The organism is Vibrio sp. ABH4_348, from assembly GCF_056159765.1.
This window is the reverse complement of sequence record NZ_JBSWVW010000002.1, coordinates 1241499-1255520: the sequence shown is the minus strand read 5'-3', so window position 1 is coordinate 1255520 and position 14022 is coordinate 1241499. Positions and strand designations below refer to the sequence as shown.

Here is a 14022-nt window from a genome sequence, read left to right as displayed (position 1 = left end):
TTATTGATTCTTGATGTAGAGCGACTAGATCTGCAAATCAATGCCTTGTCTGAAGCCTAGTTAATTCTCGCTGAACCTCGCATCTTGAGGTCACTTGGGTATAAGAATTAAAAACTAAGACGGGAAAACCCGTCTTAGTTTTTGTTCTAGCCAAATTACTTAACTTATCGCCTGGCTTGACTCCAATTTATATAGAGTTCTGTATTCTGATGAGTTTTCGAGTAAATGTGCGTGACTGCCTTGCGACACCAGACTTCCATCTTTCATGAGGACTATGTTGTCGGCATCGATAATCGAATGCAGTCTGTGCGCAACGGAAACCACGGTTTTGTTCTGGGAAAATTGCGCCAGTTCCTTAAGAATTTCACCTTGTATATGGTGATCGAGGGATGCTGTTATTTCATCGAGCAACAAGATCGGCGCATCGTGTAAAAAGGCGCGGGCGATACTCAGTCGTTGGCGTTCTCCACCTGAAAGTGTCTGTCCGTTCTCACCTAGGATACTTTCCAAACCGTTGTCTAAACGCTCAACGACATCATTGAGCTGGGCTCGGTTGATCGCATCCCACAATTCTTGGTCACTGGCGTCAGGCTTTGCCAGTCTCAAGTTTTCAGCAATAGTGCCGGCAAGGATTTCAACATTTTGCGTAATGTAAGATAACGACTGATACCAGTTTACGGTCCCGGTTTGATTTAGGTTCGAACCGCCGATCTTGATTTCTCCATTAGTTGGGTTGTAGAAACTTGCGATCAGGTTTAGGAGAGATGATTTTCCAGAGCCACTTTTACCTACAATAGCTGTTTTGCTTCCGGCGGCCATTTGAATGGTGACGTTGTTTAAAATGCTTGTACCGTCTTGCTGGAAGCTAACGTTCGCAATGTCGATGTCAAATTTACTTGGTTTAACGCCTTCGGTAGGCTGAATTGGAACCGACGACAGCGCATATATTCGTCCTGAAGCCATCACTAGGTACCTTAAGACTGCAGCAAAAATGGCAATATTACTTAATGGTCTTAAGCATCCGATAGTAAACAAAATCGAGAGCGCTAAAGTGGTAGCGTTAGCATCAGCGTTGTTGAGTGAAAGAACAACTGCGACTATGGCAACAGCCGGTATAGCGAGCTCTAGGATCCATGTCGCTAGCATGATACTGGTGCCAGCTGCCCATTCGATCCCTAGTCCTTGAGCTCGTAGCTCTTCAATTTTTGAGACTGTCGGTTTTGAAAGCTGGTGCGCTGCGCCAAATGAACGCAGCATAGGTAAGCAGCGAACATACTCTAAAACGGAGTTAGACACTTCACCTCGTTGTGTTTCTAGATTTTTACCCAAGCGAGTGAAGGTTTTTTCCGCGATGACTAGCACAACGATTGCCAGCAAAAGAACAGTTAACAATGTCATTCCTGCAGCGGGTACTAAAAAGAGCAAAGCTGCCAACAACCCAATAGGAACTACCCAAGCCGAGATAAATTCACTCGCAATATGGCTGAACACATCTTCAAACTGTTTGATGTCAGAGGTAACGACTTTAAGCCTTGAGCCAAGTGCGCTGCCAAGGAGTAACCCCAATGGTTGTTTGCGAACATCAGATAACAGCTGACTGCGCAGTTTTTGTGAGATTTCGTAGGCGCCTGAAAAGCTCTGTCGGGTCGTTTGACCAAAGATCCACTGTAGTAGAAAAACACATGCAGAGACTACCAGTGCAATCGTGAGATCAAAGTTTTCAGGGGTGATTAGATAGTAGCCGACCAACCCCCATAAAGTGAGGTTCAGTGCTTCTGAGCCCAATTTTCCGAGCAAGCCAATCCAATAGTCTTTGGTATTTGCACGGCTGTATTTTATCAGTAAAGAAATGCTGGTCATGCGACTGCTCCTTGCGCTTCAAGAGAAATGACTTCGCCGTTATCTACAAACCAACGTTGGCTGCACCCAAGGACCTGGTTGGGGCGGTGAGTGATGATCAATTGAATTTGCTGAGGGTAGAATTTTTTCAGTCCTTCCAACACGCACTGTTCATTTTCATTATCTAAATGAGCAGTTGCTTCGTCCATAATGAGAATTGCCGGTCGGCTCAGCGCCGCTCGAACAATAGCAAGCCTTTGCATTTCACCACCGCTAAATGCGCGTTGACATTCACCCATAGGGGTATGAATACCATCAGTTAGTTCATCAATAAGAGCACTTAGTCCAACGATGTTTAGTAGCTCTTTCAAGTCATTATCAAGCTCAAAGTGATTATCCGAGTCTTGTACCCCCACAAGGATGTTTTCGCGAATCGTGCCAGTAAAAAACTCCGTATGCTGATCGACTATGTGAATAAGCTTGACGCGAGTTTTTTCGTCTAAGTCAGTTAGTAAAGTGTCGTTAAGATACCATGCCCCGTCTTCAGGAGTAATGTGGCCGACCAAAGACGTCATCAAAGATGATTTACCGCCCCCAGATGGGCCACTAATGGCAATACGTTCACCTTCATTTACGGTTAAGTTAATGTCTGAAAGAATGGTTCGCTCACCTCTTTTGATCATTATGTTTCGACAAGTCAGCTGTTCTAGAGATTGGTAAAAAGACTGAAATGAACGTGTGGATTGGTTATCGCCCAAAACTTCGATCAGGCGAGGAATGACACTGGCGGTTTGTTGAACCTGCCCAAAAATTTGAGTGAGATTGAGCCAAGGTTTGAGTAGAAAAGCAGATGCCGCTAACGCAATGATCATCTCACCAATAGGTAGTTGATTTTGAGAATACAAATACAAAGACATGGGCACGACAAGCAAAAATGAGGCTTGGGCAATAGTGACAAAGGTTATCCAGCCACCAATGAGTTGCTTAGAAATATCATTAACCATGGTGCTGTGACGCTTCATAGATTGATGTAAGGTGTTGTAATGTTCCGCATCAATAGCAAATAGCTTCATCAAGCCTATACTGCGCATGAACTCCAGTTGAGCGCCATGCATTTTCGCGACGATCGAGTTGTATTTTTCCATGCGTGTGCCGAAGCCTCGCATTAATAGATATTGCATAAACGCCGCGATGGGCAAAGGCAGCAATGCAAGTAACCCGATTCTCCAATCAATTGAAAATAAAAGAACGCTTAGAAAGATTGGCATCAAAAGGCCATTGATTATGTCAGTGCCGTGATGAGCAATTAAAGGCTCTAGCTTGTGTGTATCTTCTGTCACTCTTTTTTCGAGGTCTGCTCGATGAAAACCTCTCAATTTTTCAATCGAAATCAATCCTAATGCTTTAACTATTTGGATTCGTACGCTCTGAATAATGTGATACGCCGCGACATGGGCTTGCCAGACAGCGGCGGTATAAGCCAGGTATCGCAAGGTAATAAATAGCGCGACCAAACCGATTTCAACCATGGGTGATTGATTTAAGACCAGTTGATCAATAATTGACACAAGCAGCAACCACGGAAGTACTTCAAGAACTGTTGCAGATAGCGCAAGTGCAACAGAGAGCCAAACTCTTGGCTTTTCGGTAGACAAAACTGCTAGCAAAAAGGATTTAACCGTCATTTCGTTGTGCAGTTGGGATGGTTGATTAGATTCTTGCTCGAAATAGGGTGGATTCTGATTTTCAGTCTCGCTAGGCGTCGGAGACGTTTTGTTAACCGCCAAAATAGTTTCCCAATAAATGAGTTAAAACACTATTCTCAGTGGTTCGCTAAAAATAAACTCTCATATCAGGGAACAATTTTGGTTTATTCAGGAATCAGCCCAGACCAATTGGCTCAACTTAGCAATAAGGCCTATCGGTCTGAAAATCACAGGGGCGTTTTTTGTGGTTTTCGCGAAATTCACGAGGAGGGACTTGGTTAAATTCCTTAAAGACTTTTCCAAAATGGCTCGAGCTTGTAAAGCCCAGAGCTATCGCTATTTGCGTGATACTTTTATTAGAATACATGAGCTCTGCTTTGGCCTGTTCCACTCGAAAACGTCTAATCCAAGCCGCAACACCCACGCCAAGCTCTTCTTTAAATGCTCGTTTTAGATAGCAATCGTTAGTCCCAAGTGCAAATGCGAGCGATTTGATAGACCAATTGAAATCGGGTTTCGCTTCAATGAGCTTACAAGCTTTGGTAGACAGTTTTGTCTCAGACTTTTCAAGCATCATAAGTGCTAGCAGCTCACGCATTTTCCCCTGTAACCATAGTTGGCGGGGTATACCGACAAAATTGCACTTCCAAACTTGTTGGGACACATGCATTAGCTCACCGGTCAATTCGGCTGTCCATCCACAAACGTATTGTTTGAAAGGCTTAAGAAATGGATCAACATCATCCGAAACTAGTGTATCTGTGTATGCGTGATTGATAGGGAATTGCATACGAATCGCTTGAATACGCCCATGGCGCGGGAGCTCTATAACTTCCTCTTTTTTGGGCTCTAACATTAATGTCGCGATGTATTTGTTTTCAAATACTTTTGCTGGAAATTCAGGGTAACTTAGGTTGTAAGCGTCATTATGAGCCATAATTCCGATGTAGCAGCCAGGGTCACAAAAATCACGCATTCTGGTTTTCTCAATTGCGGTGACATTAATGATGTCGGCATAGCTATCTTTGTCCAAATAAACACGTTCAGCAAAGCCGCTAACATTATCATCGTAGAAGAGCGTAGGGAGTAAGTTCATGTTATCGCAGTGATAGTTTATTGGTGTCAACGAGAATTATTATCAACAAAAATCAGCGTAAAGCAACTTTACGAATATCTGCAGCCTAGCGAAATCGCTGAACAATCCTACACTAGATATAAATATCTTAATCAATTGAGTTGTTTCGACAAAACCTAGGGGGTGCTGTGAATAGAGTTACTTTTTGGCTATTGTTGATTTTGACTACCAGTGTTCACGCAGAACCTTTCAAGATTTACATTGATGCGGATAGAACAGGGCACTACGAATCAGCGCGCGCAATCGAAATGGGGGTGAACGTCGCCCTAGCTTCCGCCGGCTACCAACTTGGAAACGCGAAAATTGAAGTTGTACCGCTCGACCACAAAGGCAATGTGGTACGCAGCTTTCGCAACATGAAGCAGTTTTTGGCCGACCCCAACGCGCTGGTTTATTTTGGTGGTTTACACTCGCCTCCCTTAATCAAACATCGCGATTATCTAAACGAGAATAAAATTCCAACCTTGGTACCATGGGCGGCTGGTGGTCCTATCACGCGTGCAAACAGTGAGAGCAATTTTGTTTTTCGACTATCAGTCGATGACACAAAGGTAGGTTTCAAATTAGTTGAGTTTGCCATCGAACAAGGATGTGTTTCTCCGCATTTATTGCTGGAAAACACGGGCTGGGGTAAATCGAACTTTGCCAATATGACCGATGCCGTTCAACGCTTCCTCAACAAAAAAGCAAAGTTTACGTGGTTTGGTTGGGGTACTGATGCAGTAGATGCTCGCCTACTATTCGAAGAAGTGAAGTCAGCGGGTTCCGACTGCGTATTGTTTGTGGGCAACTCCAGAGAAGGTGCAACCTTTGTTAAAGCATTTGCGAGTGACTCAAGCGCACCTCCAGTTTACAGCCATTGGGGTATTACAGGCGGTAACTTTGTTGACAAGGTGACGTGGCAGGAACGAGAAGCTGCGCAACTCTATTTTATCCAGTCTTGTTTTAACTTCCTTGTCGATCCGCTGACAGAGTATCAACTCGATGTGTTTGAACGTGCTCAAACACTCTATCCTGAAGAATTTTCAACTAGAGCTATCAAGGCTCCGCCTGGTTTTGTTCACGCTTATGATTTAACCAAAATTCTGATTAAAGCAACTGACAACACGGTTTGGGATGATGATATTAAAAAGGCTAGGTTACAGGTAAGAGAGAAACTGGAGAATCTAGAAGGCCCATTAGACGGTTTGGTTAAACGCTACGAACAGCCTTTTAGTGAATACAAGGTAACTATACCCGATGCCCATGAGGCGCTTAATTCTGATGACTTGTGTATGGCTCAATATGATCGCAATGGTGCGGTTAATATAATCGCTAGGTAATATTGGTTGATGAATTTGTTTTCTGACGCAACAAAACGAAATGGTATGCAGCTGTTTACCATGTTTATCGTGATTGGTGCGTTGGTATTTATGGTGACCAGTTACTTTTTTGTTCGCAGCCATGCTAAGAACAGTGCCGAAATCATCATTGAAGAAAACCGCAACGCTAAGTTTGCTGCCACAGAACAATTTGTTCGAGAATTTGTAAATTCCCACAACCTTGTGATTAAAAAAATAGTCGAACATCCGAGTATGATTTCTGCTGTGCTGGAGGGCATTGATAATCCTCGTGTCTTTCAAGACCAAATGTCCCGGTTAAAACGCTTTGAAGAAGATGCTCGAATCAATGTATATGACATTCTCGGGGAAATTGTGTATCGAGAACTGTCCCTTCCAGAGAATGTTGCAAACTATATTCGGATAGGAGTAGAAACAGAGGCGCTGCTTGAAGAAGAATCCTATTCCTTTTTTGAGTTCGAGAATACTAATTACCTCGCGATATCTTCCCCTGTCTCATATGCTGAAAGTCCCGAAGGTTTGGCGCTTTATATTATAGATTTGGGTGAAGCCGAATTTTTGCAAAGACTTGAAGCAGGAGGAAACCATTGGTTCGGTCTGGCACAGGAACGGTTTGACTGGTCACTGCAAGCACCCTCAAACTGGGCCGTCGATTCAGAAATATTGCCAGAGTTTGCTGTTCAACTCTTGCACGCTTCTGAGCCTGGTATGCTGGAACAAATTGAGCGTGATTTTGCGTGGAAATTGTTTGTTGGTTTGGTCGTCGCAACCAGCCTTACCATTGCTTGTTTATACGTTCTTGGACATAAGCTTCTCGTGACACCCTATCAACAGCTTTATCAATCAGAGCGGATGTTGGAATCTCAAACGGCAAAGCTGAAACAAAGAGAAGCCGAAGCTGCGAGGCTAGCCACTGTCGCCAAGCATATCCGAGACGCGGTAGTAATAATGGATCTCGACGGCAAAATTACTTGGACCAACGTGGCATTTAATCATCTGACCGGTTACAGCTCTGTTGAAGCCATTGGTAGGACTATGCCTGAGTTGGTCCAAGGTGAAGAATCCGATCCCGTAACGACAAGACAGATTTTATCTGCCATAGACAACAATCAATCAGCAAGGTTTGAACTAGTAAATTATCGAAAAGACGGCAAGCGCTATTGGGTTGAGGTGAATCTAACACCCTTATTCGATCAAGACGGCAAACTGTCTGGTCATATGACGGTAGAGCGCGACATTACCGAGCGAGTGGAGTTACGTGAATCAGTCGCGAAGAAAGCAGTCGAGGCAGAAACTGCCAATGTCGCCAAGTCTCAGTTTTTGGCGTCGATGAGCCATGAACTTCGCACGCCAATGAATGGCATCCTCGGTGTAACGGAATTGCTTCGCACTTCTTCTCTGTCTGAAGAGCAAAGTGAACTCACCGACACCCTATTAAGTTCGGGTAAACATATGTTGGCCGTTCTTAATGACATTTTGGACTTCTCAAAAATAGAGGCGGGGAAGCTAGAAATCAGTCCTGCAAACTTCAGATTAGGTTCGCTTGCGCATCGTTTGGCTAAAGTTTACAGCACGATTTGTAAAGAAAAGGGGCTGGGATTTAACATCTTCCGCGAGGATGTGAAGAATGTCGTTTGCTACGCTGATGAAACGCGCTTGATGCAGATTTTGCAAAACTTGCTCAATAATGCCTGGAAATTTACCTCAGAAGGCGAAATATCGGTATCCATGAAACTATTTGAAGGCGAGCATGAACAGTTGCTAGAGATAGAAGTCACCGACACTGGCATTGGTATTGAACCAGAAAAGCAGCAGTTAATATTTGAACCTTTCTCGCAGGCAGAGCGTGACACAACACGGAGGTTTGGTGGCACTGGATTAGGGCTTTCAATCACCTTTGAGTTGGTAAAAGCAATGAAGGGACAAATCCGAGTGGAAAGCGAGCTCGGAAAAGGGTCTACATTTTTCATATCACTGCCGGTCACCATAGTCGACGAACCCGTTGAAACTGACTCCCAAAAAGGAGAGCTGTTTGATGGAAGCGGACTTCATGTTTTGATTGTTGAAGACAATCAAGTGAATATTTTTGTACTTTCAAAGTTTTTGGAGCGAAGAGGATTTAGCTGCGATGTCGCCAATAATGGTCAAATAGCAGTAGAAAAAGTACAGCAAGACCGTTACGACTTGGTACTCATGGACAACCACATGCCAATCATGGATGGTTCAACGGCTATTACTCAAATCAAGGCACTGAAACTCGAACACGAACCAGTGATTATTGGCTGCACCGCAGACGCCTTCCAAGAGACGAGACGAGAAATGATCGCCATTGGTTGTGCTGATGTAGTAACCAAGCCGATAGAAGAATCAAACATCGACCAAGTACTAAGGACTAACCTTACAGAGGTTTCATAAGCTACGTCGTTTTTCAGACTTTGTAGCCATCTTCTTTTGACAAACTTCCAATTTTTCTGGTTGGAAGGCTTAATGATTACTAATCCTCGGTTAAGTAAAACAAACCGCAAAACGCTAAGAAACAATCTGACTCCAGCTGAGCGTAAGCTTTGGTACTTTTTAAGAAATAAACAACTTGGTATTAAGTTCAGAAGACAATTTGGCGTAGGCAAATACATTGTCGATTTTTACGCCCCAAGTATAAAACTGGTGATTGAAGTGGACGGCGATACTCACTACACGGAAGAAACGGTGGAAGCTGACAAACGACGAACGCAATATCTTAATGATCAAGGCCTTACAGTTTTGAGATTTACTAACGAAGCCGTGTTTAACAACATTGAGTTCGTAATTGGGAAAATTCAAACATCAGTTGATACTTTGACTACCCCCTCCAACTCCCCCTAGAAGGGGGAGAGCAACAAGAATCAATGTTTAATCCCAACTTCGCCACAAGGGAGCAACAAGGTTTTATGATTAGCTCCTCCCCTTTTAAGGGGAGGCCGGGAGGGGTAAATCCACGGAAATTGACATCAATACTAAACCGCTAAGCTTTCGTAAACTGCTAAGTCCTATACCCGCCTGATCAAATTGCGCGCCTTGGACCTTGGGCAAATTCAAACATCAGTCGATACTTTGACTACCCCCTCCGACTCCACAAAAGGTGGAGCAGCAAGGGTTCATGATTAGCTCCTCCCCTTTTAAGGGGAGGCTGGGAGGGGTAAATCCAAGGAATCTACTTCTATAAAAATTCGCTAAGCTTTCGCAAACTGGTAAGTTCTATAGCCCCCAATCAAATTACGAGCTTTGTACCCGTTATTGACCAATTGACGGTAAGCGACATTGCCGCGCAAGCCAACTTGACAGTAAATGACAATTTCTTTGTTTTTTGGTAGCTCATGCATTCGTTGTCTTAATTGATCAACGGGAATATTGATGGCACCCGGCAAATAGCCAACGTTCTTCAATTCATTCGGATTTCTGACATCTAGCAGGATTTGCTCGTCAGTTAGATTATCAATCTCGTCGAAATGAATAGGAGTCGCGTCACCTTTCATTATGTTGGTGGCAACAAACGCGGCTTGATTTATCACATCCTTGGCACTGCCATACGGTGGGGCGTAAGTCAGTTCAAGATGCTGCAATTGTTCAACTGTCATTCCAGCGCGTTGCGCAACGGCCATCACATCGATTCGCTTATCAATACCATCTTTACCAGCTGCTTGAGCACCTAAGATTTTTCCGCTTTCAGGATCAAATAACATCTTGAATGAGACAGTTTCGGCACCTGGGTAATAACTTGCATGGCTAGCGGTATGCACGTAGACCTTTTCATAAGGGATATTGTCGCGTTTCAATTGCTTTTCATTTTTACCAGTTGAGGCGACCGCCAAATCAAATATCTTACAAATGGCCGTTCCCTGAGTGCCTTGATAGGTTTCTGAGCGGCCAAGCATGTTGTCTGCGGCCATTCTTCCTTGACGATTAGCAGGCCCTGCTAGTGGAACGAAGGACGGTTCACCAGTAACAAAATCCAGATCTTCTACCGCGTCGCCCACTGCATAGATACTTGAGTCACTGGTTTGCATGGATTCTTTGGTCCAAATCCCACCATATTCGCCAATCCGAAGGTCGGCCTGTTTTGCCAGTTTGTTTTCAGGGCGCACGCCGATGGCCATAATTAGAATATCTGTGTTTAGCGTTTCCCCATTATTGAGTGATAGGCTTAGCTGCCCTTTAATGTGCTGGTGCTCTTCGCTTTCACCAGTTTCCATACTCGCAACATGATCATTTGCGATGTATTCGACCGACTCAAGTGCCACCCCAAGTTTTAAGTCAATCCCTTTCTCTCTGATTTCTGAATGGGCAAAGCCAGCCATTTCGCGATCGACTGGCGTCATTACTTGGTCTGCCATTTCTAGCAATGTGGTTTTGATGCCGAGTTGATGAAAGGCTTCCATCATTTCTAAGCCAATAAAACCACCACCGACTACGGTCGCATGCTCAGGCTTATTCATCTGAATCGTTTGAATAATGCGGTCCATGTCTGGGATGTTACGCAAAGAGTGCGTAAGAGGGTTTTGAATACCGGGAATTGGCGGAACTACCGGGGCCGCGCCAGGACTGAGTAACAAAAAGTCGTAAGATTCTTGATACTCGGTGTTATCTAACAAATTTTTGATTGTTACCGTTTTACTGTCACGGTCGATCGACGTGACTTCATTCATTACTCGAACATCGACATTAAATCTCGCGAGGAAGCTTTCCGGTGTTTGCAGAAGAAGTTTGCTTCTGTCTTTGATATCACCACCAATGTGATACGGAAGGCCACAGTTGGCAAACGACACAAAGTTTCCACGTTCAAACATAATGATTTCAGCGTCTTCACTCAAACGGCGCGCTCGCGCCGCAGCCGATGCACCACCGGCCACACCGCCGACAATCAGGATTTTAGTCATTTAGTACTCCGAATACTTTAATTTTGAATTGGTTTGAAAGGGGGAAGGCGACCAGTTAGATTTTTCAGACCACCCCCTCCAACTCCCCCTAAAAGGGGGAGAGCACAACCAGTTGTGATTTGTCTCTTGCTCCTCTCCTTACAGGGAAGCAGATCAACCAGCGGTACTCAGTCTTTTTACTCCTCCCCTTTAAGGGGAGGCTGGGATGGGTAATTCCAACTGAACGAAAATTACCCCAAACTGAGCGTTACTTAAAACCCACTTTCTTTAAAACACTGGTAGCTGGGCAAAACCCCGTGAATGCACTTTGTAGCAAGTTTACGCCGACAAATACCGTTAACCAAAGAAAGTTAGGGTGAACGAAATTCGTTAGTGCTAACGAAATTAACACCATAGAGCCTGCCAGAATTCTCACGCCTTGTTCGACCTTCATCATATCCTCCAAACAAACACTGTGTTGCGTTGACTTTTATACATTAGCAATAACTAAAACAAAAATAAATAAAAAATTAAAAGCTAAATTAGTGTTGACTAAAATAAAGGTTGGCGTTAGATTTTAAAACACGAACTAGGGAGATCAGATATGGCGCTTCAATTAATTGGCAAGGTCGGTATCGATATTCATGAAATGCATGGTCAAGCAGAACAGGTAGCGGCTTTACTCAAAGTGATGGCCCACCCAGAGCGCTTGATGGTGTTATGTCAATTGATTGAGGGGTAAGTCGCGGTCTCTGACCTACAAAATGAATCTAGCCTTAGCCAATCAGCACTCTCTCAACACCTCTCTGTTCTTAAAAAAAGCGGAGTGGTGGAGGCGAGAAAGTGTTCGCTGCAGGTTTTTTATCGTTTATCGGACTCGCGTGTTTTGCATTTGATCACCCTAATTCAATCATTGTTTTGTAAATCGAATAACCAAGGTAGTTGAAGTTGAACATTCCTTTAGAAGCATTGGTCGGTGGCATGTTACTGGGTGTTTCCGCCAGTATGTTACTGGTTTTTAATGGCAAAATTGCCGGTATTAGTGGGGTTTTGGCGGGGCTGCTTAAGCCAGAAAAAAGTGACAGCGCATGGCGGTGGCTATTTGTAATCGGCATGGTGTCTGGTGGGGGTATTGGCGTGTACTTACTGGGTTTTGATGCGCCGACTCTAGCAGAAACGAATGTTTGGTTGGTGGCGGGTGCGGGACTTCTGGTTGGACTGGGTACTCGACTCGCTAATGGTTGCACTAGTGGTCATGGAATATGTGGAATTGGTCGGTTTTCAGTTCGGTCCTTGATTGCAACTGGCGTTTTTATGTTAGTAGCCATTCTCACCGTCTTTTTCAAACTTCACTGGGTCTAATTTTATGAACAAGTTGTTATTTCGTTTGGTTGCACTTATGGCGGGTGTGCTGTTTGGTTTGGGTATGGTGGTATCGGATATGGTTAACCCAGCTAAAGTGACCGCCTTTTTAGATATTACCGGACAATGGGATCCAAGTTTAATGTTTGTGATGGGAGGCGCACTCATGGTGTTTTTGCCTTTCTATCATTTAGTTATCAAAAGACAAGCTCAGCCCGTGCTAAGAGCCGAATTTAGTTTCAGCAAAAACAACGTTGTTGATAGCCGCTTGATCTCAGGATCCGTTATGTTTGGTTTGGGTTGGGGCTTAATAGGCATTTGTCCCGGACCCATTGTCGCAAGCTTATCATTTGCTGACCGAGGACTCTGGGTATTTTTCGCTGCCATGATGGTTGGATTGGCAATGGGTAACTTAATCATTCGATTTACCAACCAAAAGGTCTGGCAACAGCAAACTAATTAGCGGGATCACAGACGGCTAACTCGATATAGCCGTCCGTCTTTCTTTAAAAAGGAGTGAGGTATGCGTTTTAATAAATCTGAGTTCACCCGATTAGGTGGTGGTGTTATTGAACTGATTCAAAATGTGCATGTCACTTCTTTCGCCTTTTCCAGCCATAGCCAAAGCAAAAGCTCCAGACGAAAACGTCGTTCTAACAATGGACTGCTATCGGCAGTAGCACTGGCTTCATCGTTGCTATTTAACACCACAGCAATAGCGTCAGAATTGTATGTGGTGGAATCTGTTAATTTTCCTAAGCAAATCACCTTTGATGGTGTGGTTAAAGCGGTTAATCAAGGAACGGTAGCCGCGCAAACGTCAGGTACTGTGATAGGCGTTAGCGTGGATGTGAATGACAGAGTTAGTGCAGGCGACGTACTACTCCAGATTAGCTCTGTTCAGCAATCGGCTTCACTATCAGAAGCGCAAGCGGCTCTAACTAGTGCACAAGCCGCCAACAGAGAAGCACAAGCACAGGTTAGACGCTTTAGAGAATTGTTTCCCAAGGGCGCAGTATCACAAGACCAAATGGACGCGGCTGAGGCACGAGCGAAATCAACCCTTGCTGGAGTTCGGTCAGCTAACGCGGCGGTCGAAAAGGCCAAAGAGGCTCTAGGATATACCAGCATTACTGCTCCTTATGCGGGAATAGTAACCGCGCGCCATGTCGAACTTGGCGAAACAGTATCCCCCGGTATGCCTTTGCTAAGTGGCTTTGCTGACGATTTGATGCGAGTCGAAGTAGCTATTCCCCAATCATTAAAGCAACAAGTGAAGAACCTCGAACAGTTTTCGATTTTTACCAGCGATAACGAAGCAGAAGTGCTCAAACCAGAAGCCATGAATTTGTTTGAGTTTGCATCTAATCAATCTCACAGTTATCAGCTAAGACTTGAGTTACCAGCTTCTGCAGCGCCCCTTGCTAGTGATCAGTTGGTAAGCGAACAGTCGATAAGTAATCAATTGATAAATGGTCAGTGGGTTAAGGTCCGATTTGATTATGGTACAGCATCAACACTGTTAATACCTAAAACAGCAGTGTTTAAAGCGGGCAATGTTAAAGCAGTTTATCGACAAGTATCAGATAACAAGCGCTTTACCCCGGTCAAACTGGGCGCGTCTCGCGGCGATTGGGTTGAAGTAGTCTCTGGGTTGAAGCCAGGAGATGTAATCCATACAACGCCATTTTCTTCCAACCAATAGCACTTCATAACTGTTACTTGCTAAACAGTTGCTTACGAGATTA

Annotated in this window: 11 protein-coding genes and 1 pseudogene; 7 read left to right on the top strand and 5 right to left on the bottom strand. The window is 44.3% G+C overall.

The annotated features are described in order from the left end of the window. Positions 1-159: 159 nt before the first annotated feature. From ACXAFJ_RS19535 to ACXAFJ_RS19525, 3 genes are all read right to left on the bottom strand, one after another. Complete coding sequence (locus ACXAFJ_RS19535) at positions 160-1860, bottom strand: ABC transporter ATP-binding protein (protein WP_475325749.1); 1701 nt, start codon at positions 1858-1860, stop codon at positions 160-162. Then, positions 1857-3626 carry an ATP-binding cassette domain-containing protein gene (locus tag ACXAFJ_RS19530; protein WP_475325748.1) on the bottom strand — a complete coding sequence of 590 codons (1770 nt, stop codon included), beginning with the start codon at positions 3624-3626 and terminating at the stop codon, positions 1857-1859. Before ACXAFJ_RS19530 ends, ACXAFJ_RS19535 begins: the two co-directional genes overlap by 4 nt. Positions 3627-3744: 118 nt before the next feature. Continuing rightward, on the bottom strand, positions 3745-4641 hold the full coding sequence (locus tag ACXAFJ_RS19525) for a helix-turn-helix domain-containing protein (RefSeq protein WP_475325747.1): 897 nt from the start codon (positions 4639-4641) through the stop codon (positions 3745-3747). A 167-nt stretch (positions 4642-4808) separates the two neighbouring features. Here ACXAFJ_RS19525 and ACXAFJ_RS19520 point away from each other — a divergent pair, with 167 nt between their 5' ends. The 3 genes from ACXAFJ_RS19520 to ACXAFJ_RS19510 all read left to right on the top strand — a co-directional run bounded on the left by ACXAFJ_RS19520 (position 4809) and on the right by ACXAFJ_RS19510 (position 8882). Further along, positions 4809-6002 carry an ABC transporter substrate-binding protein gene (locus tag ACXAFJ_RS19520; protein ID WP_475325745.1) on the top strand — a complete coding sequence of 398 codons (1194 nt, stop codon included), beginning with the start codon at positions 4809-4811 and terminating at the stop codon, positions 6000-6002. A gap of 9 nt (positions 6003-6011) precedes the next feature. Beyond that, positions 6012-8435, top strand: coding sequence for a hybrid sensor histidine kinase/response regulator (locus ACXAFJ_RS19515; protein WP_475325744.1), 2424 nt, complete (start codon positions 6012-6014; stop codon positions 8433-8435). Between the two features lie 72 nt (positions 8436-8507). Continuing rightward, positions 8508-8882, top strand: coding sequence for an endonuclease domain-containing protein (locus ACXAFJ_RS19510; protein WP_475325743.1), 375 nt, complete (start codon positions 8508-8510; stop codon positions 8880-8882). Positions 8883-9229: 347 nt separating this feature from the next. On the opposite strand, the gene ACXAFJ_RS19505 is transcribed toward ACXAFJ_RS19510, so the two are convergent. Both ACXAFJ_RS19505 and ACXAFJ_RS19500 read right to left on the bottom strand, forming a co-directional pair. Further along, positions 9230-10933, bottom strand: coding sequence for an FAD-dependent oxidoreductase (locus tag ACXAFJ_RS19505; RefSeq protein ID WP_475325741.1), 1704 nt, complete (start codon positions 10931-10933; stop codon positions 9230-9232). A gap of 247 nt (positions 10934-11180) precedes the next feature. After that, positions 11181-11366 (bottom strand): YgaP family membrane protein, encoded by a 186-nt coding sequence (locus tag ACXAFJ_RS19500; protein WP_475325740.1) that lies wholly within the window; start codon positions 11364-11366, stop codon positions 11181-11183. 150 nt (positions 11367-11516) lie between these two features. On the opposite strand from ACXAFJ_RS19500, the pseudogene ACXAFJ_RS19495 reads away from it, so the two are divergent. The 4 genes and pseudogenes from ACXAFJ_RS19495 (at position 11517) to ACXAFJ_RS19480 (ending at position 13979) form a co-directional block, all read left to right on the top strand. Continuing rightward, positions 11517-11858, top strand: a pseudogene (locus ACXAFJ_RS19495) (metalloregulator ArsR/SmtB family transcription factor). Then, a complete protein-coding gene (locus ACXAFJ_RS19490; protein WP_475325739.1) occupies positions 11855-12274 on the top strand; it encodes a YeeE/YedE family protein in 420 nt (139 codons plus the stop codon). Before ACXAFJ_RS19495 ends, ACXAFJ_RS19490 begins: the two are co-directional and overlap by 4 nt. A gap of 4 nt (positions 12275-12278) precedes the next feature. Continuing rightward, positions 12279-12737, top strand: a complete 459-nt coding sequence (locus tag ACXAFJ_RS19485) for a DUF6691 family protein (protein WP_475325737.1) — start codon at positions 12279-12281, stop codon at positions 12735-12737. 60 nt (positions 12738-12797) lie between these two features. Then, complete coding sequence (locus ACXAFJ_RS19480; RefSeq protein WP_475325736.1) at positions 12798-13979, top strand: efflux RND transporter periplasmic adaptor subunit; 1182 nt, start codon at positions 12798-12800, stop codon at positions 13977-13979. Positions 13980-14022 lie beyond the last annotated feature (43 nt).

Bases quoted from the DNA above. Each gene is read 5' to 3' on its own strand.
- ACXAFJ_RS19535 (WP_475325749.1), bottom strand. From the start codon at position 1,860: ATGACCAGCATTTCTTTACTGATAAAATACAGCCGTGCAAATACCAAA.
- ACXAFJ_RS19525 (WP_475325747.1), bottom strand. From the start codon at position 4,641: ATGAACTTACTCCCTACGCTCTTCTACGATGATAATGTTAGCGGCTTT.
- ACXAFJ_RS19515 (WP_475325744.1), top strand. From the start codon at position 6,012: ATGAATTTGTTTTCTGACGCAACAAAACGAAATGGTATGCAGCTGTTT.
- ACXAFJ_RS19510 (WP_475325743.1), top strand. From the start codon at position 8,508: ATGATTACTAATCCTCGGTTAAGTAAAACAAACCGCAAAACGCTAAGA.
- ACXAFJ_RS19505 (WP_475325741.1), bottom strand. From the start codon at position 10,933: ATGACTAAAATCCTGATTGTCGGCGGTGTGGCCGGTGGTGCATCGGCT.
- ACXAFJ_RS19500 (WP_475325740.1), bottom strand. From the start codon at position 11,366: ATGAAGGTCGAACAAGGCGTGAGAATTCTGGCAGGCTCTATGGTGTTA.
- ACXAFJ_RS19485 (WP_475325737.1), top strand. From the start codon at position 12,279: ATGAACAAGTTGTTATTTCGTTTGGTTGCACTTATGGCGGGTGTGCTG.
- ACXAFJ_RS19480 (WP_475325736.1), top strand. From the start codon at position 12,798: ATGCGTTTTAATAAATCTGAGTTCACCCGATTAGGTGGTGGTGTTATT.